The organism is Streptomyces sp. NPDC001410 (genome assembly GCF_042895235.1).
Classification (GTDB): domain Bacteria; phylum Actinomycetota; class Actinomycetes; order Streptomycetales; family Streptomycetaceae; genus Streptomyces.
Genome location: NZ_JBIAWE010000026.1, coordinates 98,661 through 119,730, shown reverse-complemented (window position 1 = coordinate 119,730; position 21,070 = coordinate 98,661). Strand labels below are relative to the sequence as shown.

Here is a 21,070-nt window from a genome sequence, read left to right as displayed (position 1 = left end):
AGCCCGTACAAGACGGTTGAACTGGGCGGCGTTCCCATGACACCGGCCCAGGCCTACGCGGCGGCACGCACCAAGCCCGACTCCGACGACTGATCTGAAGTCCCGGTGCGGATATAGCCGTTGGAAAGTTGCGCAATGTAGCAATCATGGCAACAGGTGCGGCCGTCCGGTGCGCACCGCTGTCCGGCGTGGAGAAGGGGTGGGTGGGATGCTGCGCAACGGACTGGAACCCTGGCACCTGCTGATCGTGGCGATCGTCGTCATCGTGCTGTTCGGCTCGAAGAAGCTTCCGGAGGCCGCTCGCGGGCTCGGCAAGTCGATGCGCATCCTCAAGAGCGAGGCGAAGGCCATGAAGGACGACGGCGTCGCGCAGTCCGCGGCCCCCGCCGACGCCGCGCCCGAGCAGCCGGCCCCCAAGGTCAACCAGACCGCGCCGGACGAGGCGGCCGCGGCTCGCACGGTCGCCGAGGAGACCGCCGCTCGCTGACCTCCTGGGTAGCCGCGCGTGCGAACGCGGGTACGGCTGCTCAGGCTTGCGTCGCCGTGCTCAGGGATCGTTGAAAGCCGGGAACGTCGTGGGCGCCCTGTTCCAGGCCGCGGGGCTCGGTGTCATGTACCGAAAGCTCTTCGGCCGCCCCCAGCACCGCACCCGCCCGAGCGGTGCGGTGCTGGGGGCGGCCGAAGGCCAGCCGTCCGCCGGCTAGCGGGCGGTCCCGAAGTCCTGGGTCCAGTAGCTGTTGGGCTGCGCCAGGCCGACGCCTATCTCCTTGAACGAGCAGTTGAGGATGTTGGCCCGGTGGCCGGGGCTGGACATCCAGCCCGCCATCACCTGCTCGGGAGTGGAGTAGCCGTAGGCGACGTTCTCGCCGTAGGTGCTCCAGTTGTAGCCGCCGCGCGTGATCCGGTCGCCGGGGGAGGACCCGTCGGACCCGGTGTGCGACATGTTCTGGTGCGCCGCCATGTCCTGACTGTGGGCCTGCGCCACCTTCGTCAGGGTCGAGTTCAGGGTCAGGGCCGAGCAACCCACCTTGCTGCGCTCGGCGTTGACGAGCGCCACGATGCGAGCGACGACCCCGGAGGCAGTGGCGGTCGGCTTCGGGGTGCTCCGCGGGGTGGGAGTCGCGGAGGCGGTCGGCCTGGGGGCGCTGTGCGTCGCGGTGGGCTTCGGCTTCGGCTTTGCTGTCTTGTGGGGGGTCGCGGAGGCGGTCGGAGTCTTCGACCGCGCCGCAGTGGGCGCGCTGCTCTCGCCGCCCTGCCAGTGGTGATTCCAGTGGCTCTTCCGGTGGTGATCGTGGTACTGCCAGGTCTGGGCCGAGTAGTTCCCGGCGCCGCCGGCCCGGGGCCCGCCGTCGTTCCCCCAGTCGCTACAGGCCATGGCGACGGACGGTACGCCCACCGCACTCAGGACGACCGCCCCAATGACCAACCGCCGGTAGTGCTGCTTCTTACGATGCTTCGCCATGCGTGACCTCACCGGTAACTTCCTGCGGGCCGTCATTCTTAGAAAGCCCTCACAGGGAGCGCAAAGAGCCTTCGTACTACCTTGCTTCGTAGATGCTGAAGGCCCTTGCCAAGCGCAGGGGAGCGTGCTGGTCCCACGTTTGCAGTTTGCGGAGAATGCTGTTGCCCCGTCAGAAACCCAGTGTGTTTCGGGGAACGGGTGAGAACGCCGAGTCGACGCAATACCGTCCTGCCCGACCCGCCAGGTGCCCACGCCAAGCCGGACAAATCCCATATGTCGCCAGAACGGTATCTACTATTCGGCGTCCCTAGCTCTCGGGGTGGCGTGACGGATGTCACGGAACCAAAGCTTCCGGTTCTCGTCGGCCGCCCAGAGGGCGATCTGTGTGCGCGAGCGAAGGCCCAACTTGTCGCGCACCTTGTCCAGGTGCGTGGCGACCGTATGCATCGAAAGTCTGAGTTGTTCGGCTATCTGCCGGTTGGTCAGCCCTTCCGTCACCAGCTCGACCACCATGAACTCCCGGGCGGTCAGCCGTGACCGCTCGTCCGTGCCGCTGCTCGTCCGCAGGGCGTACGCGACGAGCCGCTCCCCGTGCAGCCCCCGTGCGCCGGTGACGGCGGCCTCCCGTGCGGCCGGCGACAGCAGTTTCCCGACCCGGTCCGCCGCCTGTTCCATCGTGCGTCGCCAGGGTGCTTCGGGCTCGGTGTCCAGCCGGCGCCGTGCCTGTGCGCTCGCCTCGTACAACCGCAGGGCGCGCTGCGGGTCCCCGCGCTCGGCGGCCACGAGGGCCAGGCCCTCGACGGGATACAGCGAGTGGAAGCTCGTCCCGGGGGTGATCCGCAGGACTTCGGTGAACAGGTGCTCGGCGCTTTCCACCTGCCCGAGGGCCAGGCGTACGGCTCCCGCGGTGTGCAGCGCGGCTGCGGTCCGGGGCCAGGGCGCGTGCTCCCTGAGCACCGGCAGGCACCGCGCCATGAGCGCGTCGGCTTCCGGCGCCAGACCCGCCTGGAGCAGCGCCCAGGCAAGGTGATGGGTGCACCACGCGATCTCCTCGGCTGTGCCGAGCGAGGCGAGGACGTCCCGGCACTCGCGCAGGTCCGCGACGGCCTCGGCGAACTCCTCGCGGCACAGCCGTGCCGCAGCCCGGGCGTCCAGGGCGTTGGCCAGTCCGGCGGGGTCGTGGCGCGCCCGCTCCCTGGCCACGGCCTGCTCGCCCCGGCGCAGCGCCTCGTGCAGGTCGGCCTGCTGGCAGGCCACCCGCGCGGCGAGCGCCGGCGCCTCTCCGCCCGGCGCCCAGCCGTCCGCTTCGCGTAGTGGTCCGGTCAGCAGCGCGCGGGCGGCCGACGGCTGCTCCTGCTGGTAGTGGACGCGGGCCAGCTCCAGTGTGAGCCGCGCCTGCGCGGCCTCGTCGTGGCCGGTGGCGCAGGCCAGTACCGAGGCGAGGTTGTCCCGTTCCGCCGCCAGCGGGCTGCTCGCCTGGTCGGCGAACACGTCCCCGCGGCCCCCGTCGGCCAGTGCGGTCAGCCAGGTGAGGGCTCGTCGCAGGGTGCCCGGCAGCTCGCCGGACGCGCGCAGCCGCTCCAGGGCGTAGGCGCGGATGGCACCGAGCTGCCTGAAGCGGGTCGGCGCTGCGTCACCCGGCAGACGTACGACCAGGGACTTGGCCTCCAAGGCGCACAGAATGCGGAAGACCTGCCCCGGTCCGATGCCGTCGCTCACGCACACCGACCGTGCCGCGGCCACGTCGAAGCCACCGACCAGGACCGCGAGACGCCTGAAGACGGCCTGCTCCGCCGGGTCCAGCAGCCGATGGCTCCAGTCGACGGCGGCGGCGAGCCCGCTGTGGCGACGGGGCCCGGTTCTGTTTCCGTCGGCCAGGAGGTCCAGCTGGCACACCTGGTCGTCCAGCCCGGCCAGGATGTCGCCCGGCGCGAGGGCGCCGACGTGCCGGGCCGCGAGTTCGACGGCCAGGGTCAGGCCGTCCAGCCGCCGGCAGATCTCGGCAACCGTACGACCGTTGCCCCGGTCGAGCGAGAAGCCGGGCGAGCGGCTCGACGCGCGCTCGACGAACAGCCGCACGGCATCCGCCCGAAGCAGGGCCGCCACGTCGTCCCCGGCGTCGGCCGGGGGCAGGGCCAGCTCACCGACCCGGAACACCGTCTCTCCGGGCACCCGCAGGGCCTCCCGGCTGGTGGCCAGGATCCGCAGCCGAGGGCAGCGGCCGAGCAAGGTCGCGACCAGCCGGGCGCACGGCTCGACGAGATGCTCACAGTTGTCCAGGACCAGCAGCCGGGAGGCGTCCCCGATCGCACGGACCAGACCGTCGGCGCCGGTCCGGCCCGCTCGTTCGCCCACGCCCAGCGCGGCCGCCACGGACTGCGTCAGCACAGAGCCGTCCCGCAGCGAGTCCAGCTCCACGAGGTCCACCCGGGCGAAGCGGTTCGGCAACCCCCTGGCGCACTCCAGCGCCAGCCGTGTCTTGCCCACCCCGCCCGCACCGGTCAGCGTCAGCAGCCGGGTGCTTCTCAGGAGGACGCGCAGGCGGGACATCTCCTGCTGCCGGCCGACGAAGGAGTCGAGCGCCGGCAGCAGGACGGGGCCGTGGTCGTGGGTGGCAGGGGGCGGCGGTCCGGACGGCGAGGCTCGCCGTGCTGCAAGTCGCAGCCGGAGCGCCCGTTGTCTGCAGGCGTTGGAACAGTACCGGGCCGGCCGACCGCCGTGCGGTCTCGTGGTCAGTGCTGCACCGCATGCCTCACACGTTCGACTCCGGGTCATCCCCGATTCCTGGCCGCCCGCTCCGGGGAGGAAACCATCCCGTCAGGGCGTGGCGCCGGGGTCGATCCCGAGTACGACGGTTCCGGTCACTCCCTTGCCGAGGTCGCTGCCCGCCTGGGTGAGGGTCAGCAGGGTCGAGGACCCGCCGTTGCGGTAGATGCCGTCCCTGGCGTTGAGCGTGCGGGTCGCCCTGTTGTTCCGGTAGGGGGACAGGGCGGCGACCCTGGTGTTGTAGGTCTCCGGGAAGTAGAGCTGGCCCGTGTGGGACACATGGCCGCCGTGGTACGTCCCGTTGGACACCGTGCCGCCCGCATGTGTCTTGACGTGGATGTGCAGGGCCCGGCCGACGTACCAGCCCGGGTAGACGGTGGTGAACTCGGCGACGCCGGCGGCGTCGGTCAGCTGCACACCGCGCAGGAAGGTCGTGTCCGGGGTGGAACCGCCGGCCACGTAACCGGAGTAGATCCCGAGCGCGTCGCAGTGCCAGATGTCGACCGCCGTATTGGGCAGCGGGGCGCAGGTGGTGCTGTCCGTCACCGTGACGCGCAGGGTGAGCGGAACGCCGGCCTTGCCCTCGGTGATGTCCTTGCGGACCGTCTCCAGGTCCAGGTAGTAGGGCCCCTCGGTCTGCTCGGGCGTGAGGACGCACGCCGCGGCGAGCCGGGCCGGGGTGCGGGGATCCGCGGCGGCGGCCGGCTGCGTGGCGGCGAGGCCCAGTGCGGCCACGCCGAGGGTGGCGCCGCCCAGGGTGGCGATGACCGATCTGCGGGTGGCGCCGGCCGGGGTGTCGGCCGGCTCGGGGGCGCGCTGCGGTTCCGCGGTGTTGTGGTGGGGGGTGTCAGTCATGCTGTGACGATGGCGTGTGCGCCGGCGCCTGGGATCGTACGGACGACCGATGAAATCGGAGGCGTTACGAAACCCCCGAGGCCGTGCGGCAGACCTCAGGGAAGCCGCTGCCGCTCCGCCGCGTCGGGAGCCGTGGGCATGGCCAGGTGCGCGAGATCGCCCGGCGGGGGCGACGTCACCGGCCACAGCGGAGCCGCGACCCCGTCGGCGAGCGCGGCCGGCGCGTCGGTGAGGTTCATGCGCTCGCGCAGCCGGCCGTAGAAGTCCGTGGGGCCGAGCCGCACCGCCTTGAGCCGGCGGGGGGCGGCGTACACGCCGATCCAGTCCCCGGGGTTGAGCACCCCGCGCACCTGGCCGTCGATGCTGACGGCGGCCTGGCCCGACCGTTCCAGGACCCGCAGCGCGATGGGCTCGTCCGGAGCGGCCACGACCGACCGGTTGAACGTCATGTGCGGGGCCACCGGGGTGAAGATGAGGCCCTCCGCGCGGGGCGAGACGACCGGACCACCGGCGGCGAAGCTGTACGCGGTCGAGCCCGTGGGCGTGGCCACCAGCAGCGCGTCGGCGGAGTACGACGCGAGGAGCCGCCCGGCGAGATAGACGCCCACCGACACCTGCCGGTCCCTGGCCAGCTTCTCCAGGACGACGTCGTTCAGCGCCGTGACGTTCAGGGCGACACCCCAGTCGTCACTGGTCTCGCACTCCATGCGCACCCGGGGCGGGGGCAGCATCGGCCCACGGGCGTAGTGCACCAGCGCCTCCACCTGATCGGGCACCTCCAGCCGGCAGGACGCCCGCATGGTGAGGAGCATCCGGCTCTCGACGGTGATCCGGTCCTCCCGTACGGCGTCCAGCGCCGCGCGCACGGCCGTGGCGGGCACCTCCGTCAGGAAGCCCACCCGGCCGAGGTCGACGCCGAGGACCAGGGCGTCGTTCTCGGCCGCCAGCCGGGCACCGCGCAGGAAGGTTCCGTCGCCGCCGAGGGTGACGATGAGATCCGGATCGCCCGCGGCGTCGAGCTCCTCCCGGGCGCTGTGCCGCGCGCCCTCCTGCCACACGTCGATGTCGGCACACTCCACGGCGTGCTCGGCGCTCCACTCACGCACGGCGCTCGCCGCGGCCACGGCCTCCGCCCGTCCGCCGTGCACGACCAGGCCGATACGGTTCACGGTCATACCCGCCTCCAAACCGGCTCGTACAGAGGGCCCTCCCCACCACGATCCCCGGCCCGCACCTGACACGCCACGCCGCTGCCGGGGCAGGAGCCTGCCCGGCCCTAACCTGTGCCTACGTGCCGATCCGGCCGGATATCTGTCACTGCCATGTCACAGCTGATCCACAGCGGAACCCCTGGTCAGGTTGGTCTGTCTCTGTCCGTGACCACCGGCACCGAGCCGGACGACCTGTTTGCTTCCGAAATCGGGGGACCCCATGCAGCACCGAAACACCATCCGCGTCACCGCGTCGGCGATGGTCACGATCGCGGCCGCCCTGTCGCTGACCGCGTGCCAGTCGAGTGGCGGCGCTCCGTCGGCCGAGAAGTCGTCCCAGGCTCCGTCCACCGCGGCCGCTTCCCCCACGGCCTCGTCTCCCAGCAGCCCGTCCACCGCTGCCTCGAAGCCCGCCGGCAGCGGCACCTCCACCCCTTCGGGCGCGACGGCCACGCCGGCGTCCGACCCGTCGGGCGGCACCGCGCCGACGTGTCCGCTCACCGCCCTGAAGGCGACGGCGTACCAGGCTGCCAACCGCCCGGACGGCACCGGCACCGGAGCGGCGATCGTCGAGTTCACCAACGTCTCCGGAAAGGCGTGCGTCCTGCAGGGCCACCCGACGGTGGCGGGGGCGGGCAACGGCTCGCCCGAGCACAACGCTCCGCTGAAGGTCACCCCCGCCGGTTCCGCGTCGAGCGTGAAGGTCGCGCCGGGCGGCAAGGCATGGGTGAAGCTGACCTTCGTCCAGGTGCAGGGCGAGGGCGACGGCTACTGCGCGTCCGGCGCGAAGCCCACCGTGTACCCGACGCTTGTGGTCGGCCTGCCCGGGTCGGGTGCCCACCAGGTCGCCCTGTCGGACGGTGAGATCGCCGAGTGCGACAACAAGGTCACCGCGACCGCCGTGTCGGCGGTCAAGCCTTCCTGACCTCGTCGGGAGCCGGGCGGCGTCAGTGGGCCGTCGTCGAGGAGACGGCGGCCCGGGCCGCCCGCTCCACCAGCGCGACGCCGTCCTTCATCGAGGTGTTGCCGTCCGACAGGACCGCGACGAGGTACTGGTGTCCGCCGACCGTGATCCGGCCGACGCTGTTGACGTCCCACAGCCCGGTCGTGTTGCGCTGCAGCCAGCCGTTCTTCAGGGCCCACTCGGAGCCGGCGGCAGCCGAGACGCCCCAGGACTGCTCGGGGGCGATACGGCCCATCAGCGCACGGATGTAGCCGCGGGACGTGTCACTGAGTGCGCGCGCGGAGCCCGTCTTCGAGGCGGCCCCGGTGTCGAAGACCGCGCGCAGCAGCCGTATCTGGTCGCTCGCCGTGGTCCGGGTCAGTCCCCACTTGGCGCCGGGGCCGCCCTTGGTGGTGGTCAGTCCCAGCCGCTTGTTGGCCGCCTGCAGTCCCGGGGCGAGGCCGATGCGCCGCCACAGGGCGTTCGCCGCCGTGTTGTCGCTGTGCTCGATCATCGCCTCCGCCTGGGCACGCTCCTTCGCGGTCAGGGCGTGCCCGGAGTCCTGTCCCTGGAGCAGCACCGCGGCGAGGATGTCGACCTTGATGATGCTCGCCGTGTCGTAGGCGGTGTCGTCGCCGTACACCTTGGGCGTCCGGCCCGTGCCCTCCAGGTCGAGCACCGCGGCCGTCACGCGCGCCTTGCCCTTGGCGTGCACCGACGCGGAGAAGTCGGCCGGGGCGGAGCCGGACGCCGTCGACATGGTGGCCGCGACCGCCGGTGCCGGGGCGAGCGCACCGGCCGCGAGCAGTGCCGACGCCGCGGCCGCGAGGACGCCACAGATCGCCGCGCGGGGGCCTCGGGGGTGCGACGAGGAGCGGATTCGGTACGCCATGGAGAGGGCCTCGGCAGTTCAGGGGACAGGGACACAGGACTGCGAACGTAAACAAAACGCCCGCTTCGCGAAGTGACCGCTGCCACGGCAGGCCCGTTTAGGAGTGAATTGTGAGCAGAGCAACAACGGGCACACGAGAACCGAACGCGACCCACCGCTCACGCCGCGTGAACATCGGAACGGCTTGCCCTCCTCACCCGGGGGGAAGAGAGTGACCAGAGAGGCACACTGGGCCCGGGAGGCGTCATGAGCACATCAGCTGAGCCGAGAGTGTCGGGCCTGGAGATCCGGTCGATCGACTACGTCCCCCTGGACGAGCGGCACGGCAAGCTGTGGCATCTCGGCCCCCTGTGGTTCATGTCCAACGCCCAGATCGCCACCCTCGCGGTGGGGCTGATCAGCATCACCGAGGGCGGCAACCTCATCTGGTCGCTGCTGGCCATCGTCGCCGGTACCTTGATCGGCACCTTCTTCATGGCCTTCCACTCCGCTCAGGGCCCCCAGCTGGGCCTGCCCCAGATGATCCAGTCGCGGCCCCAGTTCGGCTACGTCGGTGCCCTCCTGGTGTGGCTCTTCGCCTACATCCAGTACGCGGGATTCAACGTCTTCAACAGCATCCTCGCCGCCGACGCCCTGCACACCACGGTGCACGGCGGCGTCAAGCTGTGGGTGGTCGTGGTCACCGTGGTCGCGCTCGTCATCGCGCTGGTGGGCTACGACGTCATCCACAAGGCCGAGCGGTTCCTGACCTACACCTTCCTTCTCATCTTCGGGATCTTCACCATCGGTGTCCTGGCCACCCTGCACTACCCGACGGGCTCCTTCGACCTCGGCGCCTTCAAGTGGACGCCGTTCCTGGCCCAGTTCGGCGTGGTCGCCGGCTATCAGATCAGCTGGGCGATCTACGTCTCGGACTACTCGCGCTACCTCCCGCCGGACGTGACCGTCCGCAAGACCTTCTACTGGACGTACTTCGGCTCCGCGCTCGGCGGTATCTGGCTGATGGTGCTCGGATCGCTGCTGGCCGCCTGGGCCGGCAAGGACTTCGAGACGATCGCGTCGATCAACGCCGCCGGCGACAAGGTGTTCAGCGGATTCGGCGCGATCGTGCTGCTCTTCTCCGCCCTGGGCCTGGTGTCGGTCACCGCGCTGAACGTGTACGGCGGTTCACTGACCCTCATCAGCGCCATCGACTCGTTCAAGCGGGTGCAGCCCACGCTCGGCGTGCGTCTGCTGACCCTCGGCCTGACCGCGGCTCTCTCCCTGGTCGGCGCGCTCGCCGCGACCTCCAACTTCCTCGCGAACTTCAACAACTTCCTGCTGCTGGTGCTCTACCTGTTCATCCCGTGGACCGCGGTGAACCTCATGGACTACTACGTCGTACGCCGCGGGCACTACGCCATCGCCGAGATCTTCAACCCGAACGGCATCTACGGGCGCTGGGGCTGGCACGGCATCATCGCGTACCTGGTCGGCTTCGCCGTCATGATCCCGTTCTTCTCCGTCGGCACCCTGTACGTCGGCCCCGCCGCCGACGCGCTCGGCGGAGCGGACATCTCCCTGTTCATCGGCCTGCCGGTCTCCGCACTGCTGTACTGGTGGCTGACCCGCTCGATCGACGTGGAGGCCGAGACACGCGTGGCGGAGGCGGAGGCCGCGGCACTGGAACGCGCGGCACACGAGCACCGCGAACCGTGACGCAAGGGACCCGGTCACTGCCCCTGGCCAGGTCACGGCCTGAGCATCCGGTCCTGCTCCACCAGGGGCGCGCCGTCGTGCCAGGGCAAGGGCTTGCCGAAGCGGACCAGCTCGCCGTAGAGCACCGGATCGACGCCCTCGGTGAACACCAGGTCGAGCACGGGCCGGGCGGCGTCGGCGGGGGACCGGGCCTGGCTGTAGTCGCTGAACCACGGGCGGGAGGTGGCCGTGTCGACCATGCCGGGGCAGACGGAGGCGATCAGGGTGCCGGCGGCGAGGTCGTGTGCGCGGCGCTCGGCCGCGACCGCCCGGACGGCGGCGACCTGCGCCACCTTGGAGGGCACGTTGAGCCAGCGCGGCCAGCCCGCCTCCTCCGCGGTCCTGCTGTGGACCGCGCTGCGCCAGGACTCGACGGCGTACTCGACCTGGTCGAGGCTCGCACCGTCGAAGAGGGGGTGCAGCCGCGGATCGAGGTGGCCGAGGGTGCCCAGGCTGCTGGCCACGACGAGCAGCCGCCCGCCCGGGCGCAGAACGGGCCCGAAGGAACGCAGGATCGCGTGTGTGGCGGTGTTGGAGACGTCGATGAACTCGTCGGCGCGCTCGGACTGCGACTCGTCGGGCAGTACCCGGGCGACCGCGTTGGAGATCACCACGTCGACGCCGCCGTACTGCCGGTGGAGTTCACCGGCCAGCCGGTCGATGGCGTCGGTGTCGGTGACGTCCAGGACCCGGCCCTGGACCTGACTGCGGGTGGTGGGCAGTCGGGCCACCTCGGCGGCGGCCTCGGCGACGCGCCGCGGGTTGCGGCCGGTGAGCAGGACCAGGTCGTCGGGGCTCATACGAGCCGCCAGCCCCTCGACGAGAGCGCGGCCGAGACCCTGGTTGGCGCCCGTGACGAGGGCGATTCGCGAAGCGTTCATGCATGCCACGCTAGAAACGCATGGTCCATGAGTCCAACGAAAGTTCCGCACGGCTGGTATGCGTAAACGTCATGGACTTCACCGATGTGTCGCTCACGGCACTGCGCGTCTTTCGCGCGGTGGCCGAGCAGGGAACCTTAACCGCGGCCGCCGCGTCGCTGGGCTACACCCAGTCGGGGGTGTCCCGGCAGATCGCCGCGATCGAACGCGCGGCGGGCACCGAACTGCTGGAACGCAGGCGCGACGGCGTACGGCTGACCGCGGCGGGCCGGGTCGTCATGCGCCGGGCGACGGTCGTGCTCGACGAGATCGACGCGGCCGCGCGCGAACTGTCCGGCCTTCCCGGGCAGGCCGGTACGGTCCGGCTCGGCTGGTTCCCCAGCGCCGGAGCGGTGCTGGTGCCCAGGGCCCTGACCGCGCTGCGCCGCACGGACCCCGGCCTGAACGTGGTCGGCCGGGAGGGCGGCACGCCGGCCCTGGTCCGCGCCCTGCGCGCCGGCAGCCTGGACCTGGCGCTGCTGGCGTCGGCGCCGCCGTTCCGGCCGCCGGACGCCGAGTCACCCCCGCTGGTGCTGCGGACGCTCACCGAGCGCGCCCTGCGCCTCGCGGTGCCGGCCACCCACCCGCTCGCCCGCGGCGACTTCGTCGACGTGGCCGACCTGCGCGGTCAGCGCTGGATCGCCGGGTCCTCCTCCGGAGAGGACGGGCTGATGGGGGTGTGGCCGGGCCTGGACGAGCGGCCCGACATCGCCCACACCGCCCGCGACTGGCTGGCCAAGCTCCACCTGGTCGCCGCCGGCTGCGGACTGACCACCGTGCCGGCCTCACTAACCCCCGCCGCGCCGCCCGGTGTACGCATCCTGCCGGTCCGCGGCGGCCCCCAGGAGCAGCGCCGCCTGCTCCTGGCCCGCCTGCCGCACCCGCCGGCCGAAGCGGTCACCCGCGTGGCAACAGCCCTCCGCGGTGCGGCCCTTGACCTCGACACACCGGAGCGGACACAGCCGTCCCCCTGACCGACGGAGGTGCGGCGTCAGGCCGGTTCGCCCCGCCAGGCGCCGTCCCGCTGGGCCCAGCGTACGGCGGGGGCCACCGCGAGCCCGGCCACGGCGAACACCACGCCGAGCACCGCCCAGCCGAGCGTGCCGTGGGCGATCGCTGTGACCGTGACCAGGGCCGGTCCCGCCATCATCCCCGCCGACATCCCGGAGCCGAACACACCCTGGTACACGCCGTGCGCCCGGGCGTCGGCGAGTGCGTACCCGAGGGTCCAGCCACCGGCCGCCGACAGCACCTCCGCGAAGACCTGGACCACCGCACCGGCGGTCAGCGACAGCACGGCCCACACGGGGGAGAGGCCCGCGGACAGGGCGTACACCGCGCAGGACACCGCGAGCAGCAGTCCCGCCCAGCCCATCGCCCGTACTGCGCTGGGCACTTGGGAGGCGCGGCGGGCGGCCCGCACCTGTAGGAGCGCCACCAGCACACAGTTGACGATCATCAGCAGGGCCGCCGTCCAGCGCGGCGCCTCGGTCCGTTCCACGACCCACAGCGGCAACCCGACCTCGGACAGCGTGTACTGCACGACCAGCACCGCGTTGAGCACGGTCACCGCCAGGAACGGCACGTCACGCACCGCCCGCCAGCGGTCCACGGCCGGGGCGTCGTCGTCCAGCGCCGCCCGCTCGCGCACGTGCGACGCCAGCGGCATCCGCGGCACCAGCAGCGCGGGGCCCGCGAAGGTCAGCGCGTTCACCAGGATCACCGTCAGATACGCGCCCCGGGTGTCCAGTTGGAGGGCGACCGCGCCGAGCGCGCCGCCCAGGCCCATCGCGACGTTGGTCACCATCCGCAGATACGCCCGTGCCTCCACCCGCGTGGCCGCAGGCAGCACGTCGGCGTAGAGCGCGCCCTGCACCCCGCGGCTCGCCATCTGCAACGCCGTCGCACAGATCACCGTCACGAGGAACCCGGCGTAGGAGTGGACCAGCGTGTACGCGGCCGTGGCGATGCCGGTGCCACCCCACAGCAGGGCCCCCATCCGCCGGGCGCCCCACCGGTCCGCGGCCCGCCCGGCAGGCACCCCGGCGGCGACACCCACCAGACCCGCGACCGTCATCCCGACACCGACCGCCGTCGCGTCCAGGCCGACGATGCGCGTGAAGTAGAGGATGCCGAGCGGGAAGTAGAGCCCGTTGCCCAGGGAGTTGACGGCAGTGAGCACGGTGGCGAGGCGCAGGACCGGGTCGGCCGGGAGCAGCCCGCCCGCACGGGTCGCGCGACTCTCCTCGGGACTGTCGTGCTGGTCAGGGGCGGGTGAGACAGGTGTCGTGGTCATGTCGACAGCCAACCCCGTCTTCACCGGCGTCCGACAATGATTTAGCGTGGCACTCAATGATCGAGTTCCGCTTCGCCGTCGGCGACCTCGCCACCACCTCCTTCGCCTACTCCCCGCTGCAGGAGGCGGTGTTCTCGCTGCGCTGCCTGCACGACCCGGCCCGCTACCCGCACCACCGGCCGTGGCTGCGCCGCATCCGCCCGCGCCTGGAGACCCTCGACCGCGAAGTGCTCACCGCTCTGATAGCCCCCTGGCTGTGGGTGCCCGACTTCCTCACCCCACGCCCGGCCCGCGCCCGCCCCACGTTCTCCGAGGAACTCGACGAGGTCCGCCGCACCCCGCCGGACGTCGTCACCGCCGACTTCCACGCCACCTACCGCACCGACGACGCCCTCCCACCGGTCGTCGCACGGGGCCTGGCCGACCCCGCGGCCTTCCTCGCCCGGCTCACCGACGCCGTCGACGCCTACTGGCACACCTGCCTCCACGACAGCTGGTGGCCGCGCGTGCAGAGCATCCTGGAGGCCGATCTCGCCCATCAGGCAAGGGTGCTGGCGGAGCAAGGAGCAGCGGCACTCTTCGTCGGACTCGACTCGCGGCTCGTGTGGACCGGCGACCAGCTGCGGCTGACCCGCACGCGCGACACGGCCCCCTGGCCCCCGGCCGACATCCGCATCGCCGGGCGCGGCCTGGTGCTGATGCCGACGGTCTTCGCCCGGGGAGCCCAGACGGTGATCGACCCCTCGCGCCCGCCGGTGCTCATCTATCCGGCCCGCGGCCGCGCCACCCTCTCCGAGGCACCGCCACCGGTCACCGACCGCGCCCTGATACGACTCCTCGGCCGCCCGCGCGCCCGCCTGCTGAGCCTCCTCGCCGAACCCGCCTCCACGACCGAACTCGCCCACCGCCTGAACGTCACCCCCGGCGCGGTCAGCCAGCACCTGGCCGTCCTCTACGACGCGGGGCTGCTCAGCCGGACCCGCAGCGGCCGTACGGTGCGGTACGCGCGCACGGCCTTGGGCGACGAGCTGTGCCGTTAGAACTCCCAACAAAATGGATGGCGGATGCACCCCTGACGGGACGAGGATCCTGCGGTACTCGCCGATGAAGGGGTAGCTATGGGCGACATCGCTCCGAGGGAGCTACTCCCTTGCCGATGACGAGGGAAACAGCGTCACCGTCAACGTTCTGGGGCAGAACCCCAGGTGGGCAGCCGGGCTCGATGCCGAGATCGTGGTCAGGACGCCCTTCGTATCCGGTCGCTGCTACCTGGCGTTGTACGTTTCCAAGTTGGAAAGCTGGTCCGATGCGCTGAACAGGCTTGACGCCGGTGAGGACGTCGCCTGGATGGGGATGAGCAGGGGGGCATCCATTTTCATCCAACTGAGCGGCGAGCGTGACTGCCCGGAGGTGGTCGTAGAGGACGTGTCGGGATCCATGGTCACCGTGCGCGTGCCGATCGCCTTGCCGGACGACTGGATTGCCGACCACCGGCAGCGTCTGCACCAGGTGATGAATCACTGGGTTCCGATGCTGTCAGCGTAGGGAGACAAGCTGTTCTCAGAGAGCATCACCGCATGGGCGCCGGTCGCATCAGGACACCTCGTCGTGCGACCGGTCAGGGGAAAGGGCCGCCAGCGCCTCGCCGAGATCGAGCTCCGTCCTGCCGCGCGTTTGGAGGCCGCGCTCCATCAGCAGAGCTGTGCGCCGGCCCACGGCGCCCTCGCGCACGAAGTGCTGAAAGACGACCGCGGCGGCGCGGAGCTCGTCGTCCGAGGGCGCGGTCGCGTGCGCGACGGAGGCCTTGGTCGCGACGACGGCGTCGGCCGGGAAGCGTGCGACGCGGTGGCCGAACCGGTCCACTACGGCATCGAGTTCGTCGTCGGGAACGGCACGGTTGATCCAGCCGTACCGCTCGGCCGGCTCCGCGTCGTAGTCATCGGCGCTGAGGAGTACCTCGAGCGCGCGACCGGCACCCATGGGCCGGGCCAGCCGCTGGACACCCCCGGCGCCGGGCGGCGCCCCGAAACCCACCTCGGGCTGGCCCAGCACGGCGTGCTCGCGCGAGGCGAAGCGTACGTCGATCCACATGGGGAATGAAGAAATCCGGATCGGCGCTGTCGAACACGACTGCCCGAAACCCGGACACCGCCGTCAGCGCGCGTGCGGATGGTATCCAACCCCTTGGGGGCCTCTCCAGACATTCCACTCTGGTCGACAGTCATGGTGTGAGGCTAGAACCGGTGGAGTGGTTCCTCGTGGAACTGCAGGCACGGCGCCTGTTTCGCGCGAGAAGTCTCCGACGAGCTGGCCGGTGGCGACGCTGGTCGCCAAGTTCGTTCGAGGGCTGCCCGACTGAGGAATCCTCGCCTCAGGCGCCGGCCAACTCGGCGTTCGCCCGCTCCGTGATCAGGTTCAACACGCGGCCCGCGATCGCCAGGTCCTCGTCCGGAATGCCGGCGTACAGCCGGGCGGAGATCTCGGCGGTCTCGGCGGTGGTGCTCTCGTACAGGTCCCGTCCGCTGTCCGTGAGCCGCATCCGGGAGGTCTCCGCCGGATCCGCTTCCAGCAGCTTCGCGGCCGTCATCTCCTCGATCACGCCGCGCACGACCGACTCGCCGGTCTTCAGCGAGCCGGTGACGTCGGCGACGAGCTCGTCGCGGCCGACGGACTCGCCCGCGACCACGACGGCCCGGAGCGTCACACTCTGGTGGAATGTGGCGCCGTGGCTGACCAGCACGCCCTCCAGGAGGGCACGCGCGGCATAGTGCGCCAGGGCTATGACCCGGCCGTTGACGGTGGGGGCGGTGGTGGCCATGACTGCTCCTTCTCGTCCTTCTCGGTGAAGTGCCGTACTGCTGAACTCACGCAGAAATACTGTACATGACTACTATGTACATGGCTACTATTTCCTTGTGGGCACCCACAACCGAAGCGGGGTGGGCGGTGGTTCCGAAAGAAGCGGCCTGGCTCAACCTGACGGCGTGACCGACGACCACACGCCGAACCACTGCTCGGCGCCGTACTCCTCGAACCGCTCCACCTCGGTGAACCCCAGCTTCGCCGCGAGGCGCATCGCGCGGTCGTTGGCGTTCTGGGTGCAGAGCACCACCGGCTCGCCGGGACGCGCGTCGGCGAACCAGGCGAGTGCCGCCGCGCACGCCTCGGCGGCGTACCCGCGTCCCCACGCCTCCGGCAGGAACATGTAACCCAGTTCGGCCTCCCCGCCATCCGGACGGACGTGACCCGGACGTTCTGCCTCGCGCCGATCGAGCGTGATCATGCCGATCATCGCTCCGTCGAGATCGATCACGAAAAGGCCAGGGCGCCGTCCGGGCACCTCAGGCACCGCGCGTTCGAGCTCATCACGCGGTTGAGGGCCACCGATGTAGGTGCCCACCTCAGGCGAGGCGAACAGCTCGATGAACGCCGCACGGTCTCGGGCCTCGGACTCCCGGAGTACGAGGCGTTCCGTCCGTATCGGGGTAGGTGGCCAGGCGACGGGTCCGAGTCCAGTCATGGCGGGCAACCTATCGCACGCCCGTGGGAGTGATCCGAAAGACGGCCACATGCAGGTCGTGCACGCTGGTGGCAGCGAAGGTGCCGTGTACCGCCCGCACGGCACGACCGGCTGCTGAGGGCTCTGCCGGACCGTGCCGAAGCCTCTGACGCCACGGCCTGACGCCGTTCAGTGGAAGGCGTCCATGCGCTGGGTGCCGATGACCGACAGCAGCCGCAGCGCCTCCTCGGACGGGGAGCCGGGGCGGCGGTGTAGATGACGACCTGCTGGTCCCGGTCGGTGATGTGGAGGACGTCGCAGTTGACGGTCACCGGGCCGACCACCGGGTGCTGGAACGTCTTGCACAGCGTGGGCTCGGCGGACACGTCATGGGAGGCCCACAGCCGGGCGAACTCCTCGCTGCCGGCAAGCAGTTCTTCGATCAGGCCGGTCAGCTCGGGGTCGTCGGGATAGCGGGCGGCGGCTGCGCGCAGGCGCTGCGCCGAGGCGCGGGCGAACGCGTCCGCGTCGGACACCCCGTACAACCGCCGCCCGTGGGGGCTCGGTCCGAGGAAGGCCCGGCGGACGAGGTTGCGCTCGCGCCGCGGCAGGGCGGAGAAGTCCTCCATGAGGGCGGCCGCCAGATCGTTCCAGGCGAGCACCTCGAAGGTCGCGGACGTCACGATCGCGGCGGCCTGCGGCAGCCGGTGCAGCAGGTCGAGGATGCTCTGGCGCACCTCGCGCGGGGGCCCGGGCGGCGGGCCCGGAGGGGCGCCGGCGAGGTGGTGGAGGTGGACGCGTTCCGGGTCCGACAGACGCAGTGCCCGGGCCAGCCCGGCCAGCACCTCGCGCGAGGTGCTGGCCGCGCGCCTGCTCCAGCCGTGTGTAGTACTCGGTCGAGATGAACGCCAGTTGCGCCACCTCCTCGCGGCGCAGCCCCGGGGTGCGGCGGCGCGGCCCGGTGGGCAGCCCCACCTCGGCAGGGGTGATCCGCTCGCGCCTGCTGCGCAGGAATGCCGCCAGTTCTCGTCTGTCCACGTCCTCAGTGTGCGCGGGGGTCCGGGGAGCCGATCCAGGTACAGCCGGTGCCTGGATCGGCTTCCGGGACCGATGCAGGCTCGCTGCCATGAACAACACATCCACCACCACTCCCATGGGTCTGCTGGCCGGCAAGGTCGCCTTCATCACCGGTGCCGGGCGCGGCATCGGCGCCGCCGCGGCCCGCCTGTTCGCCCGGGAGGGCGCCGAGGTGATGCTCGCGGCCCGGACGGAGGCACAGCTCAAGGCGGTGACCGAGGAGATCCGGGCGGCGGGCGGCAGCGCGGACTACGTGCTCTGCGATCTGGCCGAGGCGGCCGGTGTGCGCGCGGCCGTGGACCGCGTCGTGGACCGGTACGGCCGCCTCGACATCGCCTTCAACAACGGCGCGACCATCCAGTGGCCCGGCCCCATGGACCAGCTCCCGGAGGCCGACTTCGACCACGTCTGCACCGTGAACCTCAAAAGTGTCTGGGTGGCCATGGTCGCGGAGATCGCCGCCATCCGGGCCACCGCAGGAACAGGGGCCATCGTCAACAACTCGTCCATCGGCAGCCTGCGCGGCAACCCCGAACTGCCCGTCTACGGCGCGATGAAGCGGGCCGTCAACAGCCTCACCGAGTCGGCCGCCGTCACGTACGGCCCGGAGGGCATCCGAGTCAACGCGATCGCCCCGGGCGGCACGCTGACCGAGATGATCCGCTCCTGGGAGGCCGAATCGCCCGGAGTCCTCGACCGGATCAGGGCACAGACCCCGCTGCGCCGCGCCGCCGACCCCGACGAGATCGCCCAGGCCGCCGCCTGGCTCCTCAGCGACCGCTCCTCCTTCGTGACCGGTACGGTCCTCCGCGTCGACGGCGGGGCGCGGGCCTGAGCGGAACCGCCGGGTCCGCGCCGGGTGTGATCTCCCCCATTGCGGCCGACGGGCCGATGCGGCCAACCTCTCGTCGAACGAATCTCCGAAGAACTGTTATCGGGGGCTCGCCGGGCGGTCTCCCAGGTATCGGACAGCACCGTTCGGCATTCGAGGACAGGGAAGCGATTGATGAGTACAGAGCACGCGGTGGCGTCGGCGGCACTGGTGACCGCTGCCCGGGCGGGTGACGCGGCGGCCCAGGACGCCCTGGTCAGCACCTACCTCCCGTTGGTCTACAACATCGTGGGGCGTGCTTTGAACGGGTCGGTCGACGTCGACGACGTGGTGCAGGAGACCATGCTCCGCGCCCTCGACTCGCTGGGTGGTCTGCGTACTCCCGAGAGCTTCCGCTCCTGGCTCGTGGCCATCGCGATGAACCAGGTCCGGGCGCACTGGCAGGACCGGCAGTTCGCTTCGGGAGCCGTCGAGGAGGCCGAGAAACTCGCGGATCCGGGCGCGGACTTCGTGGATCTGACGATGGTTCAGCTGCAGCTGTCCGGCCAGCGCCTGGAGACCGCGCGCGCCACCCGCTGGCTGGAGCCGGACGACCGGGGACTGTTGTCGCTGTGGTGGCTGGAGTGCGCCGGTGAGCTGACCCGCGGCGAGGTCGCGGCGGCCCTGGAGCTGTCGCCCCAGCACACCGCGGTCCGCGTACAGCGGATGAAGGCGCAGCTGGAGGCGGCCCGCGTGGTGGTCCGGGCGCTGGACGCGCAACCACCGTGCGCGGAGCTGCAGGGCGTGCTGGCCTCCTGGGACGGCCGGCCCTCCGCACTGTGGCGCAAGCGAATAGCCCGGCACGCCCGCGGCTGCGTGCACTGCTCCGGTCTGTGGAGCGGGTTGATGCCCGCCGAGGGGCTGCTGGCCGGCCTGGGGCTGGTCTCGGTGTCGACCGCGCTGCTGGCGAAGATGGGCCCCGCCGCGGGCGAGATGGGACTGGCCGGCTCGGCGTCCCGGCTGGACGCGTCCACGGACCACGCGTCCACGGACCACGCGGCAGCGGGCCCGGCGGACGGTCGCGGCTCGACGTCCCGGCCGGACGCGTCCACGGACCACGCGGCAGCGGGCCCGGCGGGCGGTCGCCGCGCTGCACGCGGCCGGTCGGCTTCCCGGGGCGAGGTCCGGCGGCGTCGGCGTATCCGGCGCCGGGCCGTCGGCGGCGCCGTCGTGGCGGCCTGCGTCGCGGGTGGCGGCCTCTGGTACTTCGGGACGGACTCCGGGTCGGGGAACGAAGGGGCGACCGCCGCGCGCGCCGCCGGCGATCCCGTGGTGGACCTCTCCGCACCCCGCGTCGTCGAGACCTCGGCCTCGGCCTCCCCGTCGCCGTCCCCGTCGACCTCGAAGAAGGCGTCCAAGAAGCCCCACCCGGCGAAGAAGCCCACGCCGACTCCCCGGCAGTCCACCCGACCCCCGCAGAGCACGCCCAGCACCCCGCAGGCGCAGCCCGCCCCCACGGGCGATGTGGCGCAGGTGGTCGCGCTGGTGAACAAGGAGCGCGCGGCCGCCGGCTGCGGACCGCTCACCGAGAACGCGCAACTGGAGAAGGCCGCGCAGGCCCACTCCGACGACATGGCCGCCCGCAACTTCTTCGACCACACCAACCCGGACGGCGCCGACCCCGGTCAGCGCATCACCGCCGCGGGCTACCGCTGGTCCACGTACGGGGAGAACATCGCGAAGGGCCAGCAGACCCCGCAGTCCGTGATGGACTCCTGGATGAACAGCCCCGGCCACCGTGCCAACATCCTCAACTGCTCGTTCAAGGAGATCGGCGTGGGCGTCCACAAGGGTTCCGGTGGCCCTTGGTGGACACAGGACTTCGGTGCCAAGCTCTGACACCGGGCGAAGGGGGAGGGTCGTCCGAGCGGAGTACCGCTGCCGCACCGGCACGTGCCCCTCCCCACGGTCCAACTGAGGCGAATCCAAGCAACCTTGAGGCCAGGGAGGCGCAGGTACGCTGAGCGCGACCTGCCCACTCCTAGCAACGGGACCGATCTGATGGACCTCACCTTCGCCGGGCGCGTGATCGAATGGCGTGGGCCGTCGCCCTACTACTTCGTCGCCGTGCCGGACGAGGAGTCCGCCGACATCCGCGAGGTGGCCGCGATGGCCACCTACGGCTGGGGCGTGATTCCGGTCGAGGCCCGCATCGGCGAGGTCACCTTCACGACGTCGCTCTTCCCGAAGGACGGCTCCTACCTGCTTCCGCTCAAGAACGCCGTGCGCAAGCCACAGGGGCTTACCGAGGGTGACGACGTGACGGTGGAGATGTCGGTGCGCCTCTAGCGCCCGATGCCGCCTTTCGGACGCCGGAGACCGCCTTCCCGGCAGTGTCGGCGTTCACCAATAATGTCGTCGGCCCGCGACTGCATGGCCCATCGAGCCCATGATCCACAGAACCGCGCCGACCACCACGAGAATGATGCCGATGGTCCACAGGATCGAGATGCCGGTGAAGAAGCCGACGATGAGCAGGATGATTCCGAGGACAAGCATGATGCGCCTCCTGCCGGTATCGGAAGGTTTTCCACCTCTGCG

Annotated in this window: 20 protein-coding genes and 2 pseudogenes; 10 read left to right on the top strand and 12 right to left on the bottom strand. The window is 71.3% G+C overall.

What is annotated here, in order from left to right; all coding sequences use genetic code 11:
• The first annotated feature begins 208 nt into the window (after nucleotides 1-208).
• Nucleotides 209-487 (top strand): Sec-independent protein translocase subunit TatA, encoded by a 279-nt coding sequence (gene tatA / locus ACFY3C_RS41360; RefSeq protein ID WP_390774524.1) that lies wholly within the window; start codon nucleotides 209-211, stop codon nucleotides 485-487.
• Nucleotides 488-557: 70 nt separating this feature from the next.
• Nucleotides 558-704 carry a hypothetical protein gene (locus ACFY3C_RS41355; RefSeq protein ID WP_390774523.1) on the top strand — a complete coding sequence of 49 codons (147 nt, stop codon included), beginning with the start codon at nucleotides 558-560 and terminating at the stop codon, nucleotides 702-704.
• Here the strand turns inward: ACFY3C_RS41355 and ACFY3C_RS41350 are convergent.
• The 4 genes from ACFY3C_RS41350 to ACFY3C_RS41335 all read right to left on the bottom strand — a co-directional run bounded on the left by ACFY3C_RS41350 (nucleotide 701) and on the right by ACFY3C_RS41335 (nucleotide 6,258).
• Entirely contained in the window at nucleotides 701-1,462 is a 762-nt protein-coding gene (locus ACFY3C_RS41350; protein WP_390774522.1) for a CAP domain-containing protein, read from the bottom strand. The two genes, ACFY3C_RS41355 and ACFY3C_RS41350, sit on opposite strands and share 4 nt — an antisense overlap.
• Nucleotides 1,463-1,756: 294 nt before the next feature.
• Nucleotides 1,757-4,012 (bottom strand): ATP-binding protein, encoded by a 2,256-nt coding sequence (locus ACFY3C_RS41345; protein ID WP_390774521.1) that lies wholly within the window; start codon nucleotides 4,010-4,012, stop codon nucleotides 1,757-1,759.
• Nucleotides 4,013-4,279: 267 nt separating this feature from the next.
• Entirely contained in the window at nucleotides 4,280-5,083 is an 804-nt protein-coding gene (locus tag ACFY3C_RS41340) for an intradiol ring-cleavage dioxygenase (RefSeq protein ID WP_386579871.1), read from the bottom strand.
• Between the two features lie 95 nt (nucleotides 5,084-5,178).
• Entirely contained in the window at nucleotides 5,179-6,258 is a 1,080-nt protein-coding gene (locus ACFY3C_RS41335; protein WP_390774520.1) for an NAD(+)/NADH kinase, read from the bottom strand.
• Nucleotides 6,259-6,514: 256 nt separating this feature from the next.
• On the opposite strand from ACFY3C_RS41335, the gene ACFY3C_RS41330 reads away from it, so the two are divergent.
• Nucleotides 6,515-7,219 carry a DUF4232 domain-containing protein gene (locus tag ACFY3C_RS41330; RefSeq protein ID WP_386579876.1) on the top strand — a complete coding sequence of 235 codons (705 nt, stop codon included), beginning with the start codon at nucleotides 6,515-6,517 and terminating at the stop codon, nucleotides 7,217-7,219.
• A gap of 22 nt (nucleotides 7,220-7,241) precedes the next feature.
• Here the strand turns inward: ACFY3C_RS41330 and ACFY3C_RS41325 are convergent, their stop codons facing one another.
• A complete protein-coding gene (locus tag ACFY3C_RS41325; protein WP_390774519.1) occupies nucleotides 7,242-8,129 on the bottom strand; it encodes a serine hydrolase in 888 nt (295 codons plus the stop codon).
• 246 nt (nucleotides 8,130-8,375) lie between these two features.
• Here ACFY3C_RS41325 and ACFY3C_RS41320 point away from each other — a divergent pair, with 246 nt between their 5' ends.
• A complete protein-coding gene (locus ACFY3C_RS41320; protein ID WP_390774518.1) occupies nucleotides 8,376-9,827 on the top strand; it encodes a purine-cytosine permease family protein in 1,452 nt (483 codons plus the stop codon).
• Between the two features lie 32 nt (nucleotides 9,828-9,859).
• On the opposite strand, the gene ACFY3C_RS41315 is transcribed toward ACFY3C_RS41320, so the two are convergent.
• Complete coding sequence (locus ACFY3C_RS41315; RefSeq protein ID WP_390774517.1) at nucleotides 9,860-10,747, bottom strand: SDR family NAD(P)-dependent oxidoreductase; 888 nt, start codon at nucleotides 10,745-10,747, stop codon at nucleotides 9,860-9,862.
• A 71-nt stretch (nucleotides 10,748-10,818) separates the two neighbouring features.
• Here ACFY3C_RS41315 and ACFY3C_RS41310 point away from each other — a divergent pair, with 71 nt between their 5' ends.
• The gene (locus ACFY3C_RS41310) at nucleotides 10,819-11,760 is read left to right on the top strand and encodes a LysR family transcriptional regulator (protein ID WP_390774516.1); all 942 of its coding nucleotides are present in this window, start codon (nucleotides 10,819-10,821) and stop codon (nucleotides 11,758-11,760) included.
• 17 nt (nucleotides 11,761-11,777) lie between these two features.
• Here the strand turns inward: ACFY3C_RS41310 and ACFY3C_RS41305 are convergent, their stop codons facing one another.
• Entirely contained in the window at nucleotides 11,778-13,082 is a 1,305-nt protein-coding gene (locus ACFY3C_RS41305) for an MFS transporter (RefSeq protein ID WP_390774515.1), read from the bottom strand.
• Between the two features lie 56 nt (nucleotides 13,083-13,138).
• On the opposite strand from ACFY3C_RS41305, the gene ACFY3C_RS41300 reads away from it, so the two are divergent.
• Together ACFY3C_RS41300 and ACFY3C_RS41295 are read left to right on the top strand one after the other, a co-directional pair.
• Nucleotides 13,139-14,122: a helix-turn-helix domain-containing protein gene (locus tag ACFY3C_RS41300; RefSeq protein WP_390774514.1), complete on the top strand. Its 984-nt coding sequence runs from the start codon at nucleotides 13,139-13,141 to the stop codon at nucleotides 14,120-14,122.
• A gap of 118 nt (nucleotides 14,123-14,240) precedes the next feature.
• A pseudogene (locus tag ACFY3C_RS41295) lies at nucleotides 14,241-14,627 on the top strand (DUF5959 family protein); the annotation flags it as partial.
• A gap of 48 nt (nucleotides 14,628-14,675) precedes the next feature.
• On the opposite strand, the gene ACFY3C_RS41290 reads toward ACFY3C_RS41295, so the two are convergent.
• The 4 genes and pseudogenes from ACFY3C_RS41290 to ACFY3C_RS41275 form a co-directional block, all read right to left on the bottom strand.
• Nucleotides 14,676-15,173 (bottom strand): enoyl-CoA hydratase/isomerase family protein, encoded by a 498-nt coding sequence (locus ACFY3C_RS41290; RefSeq protein ID WP_390774513.1) that lies wholly within the window; start codon nucleotides 15,171-15,173, stop codon nucleotides 14,676-14,678.
• A 280-nt stretch (nucleotides 15,174-15,453) separates the two neighbouring features.
• A complete protein-coding gene (locus tag ACFY3C_RS41285) occupies nucleotides 15,454-15,900 on the bottom strand; it encodes a MarR family transcriptional regulator (RefSeq protein ID WP_390774512.1) in 447 nt (148 codons plus the stop codon).
• Between the two features lie 153 nt (nucleotides 15,901-16,053).
• On the bottom strand, nucleotides 16,054-16,602 hold the full coding sequence (locus tag ACFY3C_RS41280; protein WP_386579894.1) for a GNAT family N-acetyltransferase: 549 nt from the start codon (nucleotides 16,600-16,602) through the stop codon (nucleotides 16,054-16,056).
• 168 nt (nucleotides 16,603-16,770) lie between these two features.
• Nucleotides 16,771-17,619 (bottom strand): annotated as a pseudogene (locus tag ACFY3C_RS41275) (helix-turn-helix transcriptional regulator).
• A gap of 88 nt (nucleotides 17,620-17,707) precedes the next feature.
• Here ACFY3C_RS41275 and ACFY3C_RS41270 point away from each other — a divergent pair.
• The 3 genes from ACFY3C_RS41270 to ACFY3C_RS41260 all read left to right on the top strand — a co-directional run bounded on the left by ACFY3C_RS41270 (nucleotide 17,708) and on the right by ACFY3C_RS41260 (nucleotide 20,818).
• Nucleotides 17,708-18,493: an SDR family NAD(P)-dependent oxidoreductase gene (locus ACFY3C_RS41270; protein WP_390774511.1), complete on the top strand. Its 786-nt coding sequence runs from the start codon at nucleotides 17,708-17,710 to the stop codon at nucleotides 18,491-18,493.
• A 171-nt stretch (nucleotides 18,494-18,664) separates the two neighbouring features.
• Nucleotides 18,665-20,368 (top strand): sigma-70 family RNA polymerase sigma factor, encoded by a 1,704-nt coding sequence (locus ACFY3C_RS41265; protein ID WP_390774510.1) that lies wholly within the window; start codon nucleotides 18,665-18,667, stop codon nucleotides 20,366-20,368.
• A gap of 162 nt (nucleotides 20,369-20,530) precedes the next feature.
• The gene (locus ACFY3C_RS41260) at nucleotides 20,531-20,818 is read left to right on the top strand and encodes a DUF1905 domain-containing protein (RefSeq protein WP_386579901.1); all 288 of its coding nucleotides are present in this window, start codon (nucleotides 20,531-20,533) and stop codon (nucleotides 20,816-20,818) included.
• 54 nt (nucleotides 20,819-20,872) lie between these two features.
• Here ACFY3C_RS41260 and ACFY3C_RS41255 read toward each other — a convergent pair whose 3' ends face one another.
• The gene (locus ACFY3C_RS41255) at nucleotides 20,873-21,028 is read right to left on the bottom strand and encodes a DUF6131 family protein (protein ID WP_386579902.1); all 156 of its coding nucleotides are present in this window, start codon (nucleotides 21,026-21,028) and stop codon (nucleotides 20,873-20,875) included.
• Nucleotides 21,029-21,070 lie beyond the last annotated feature (42 nt).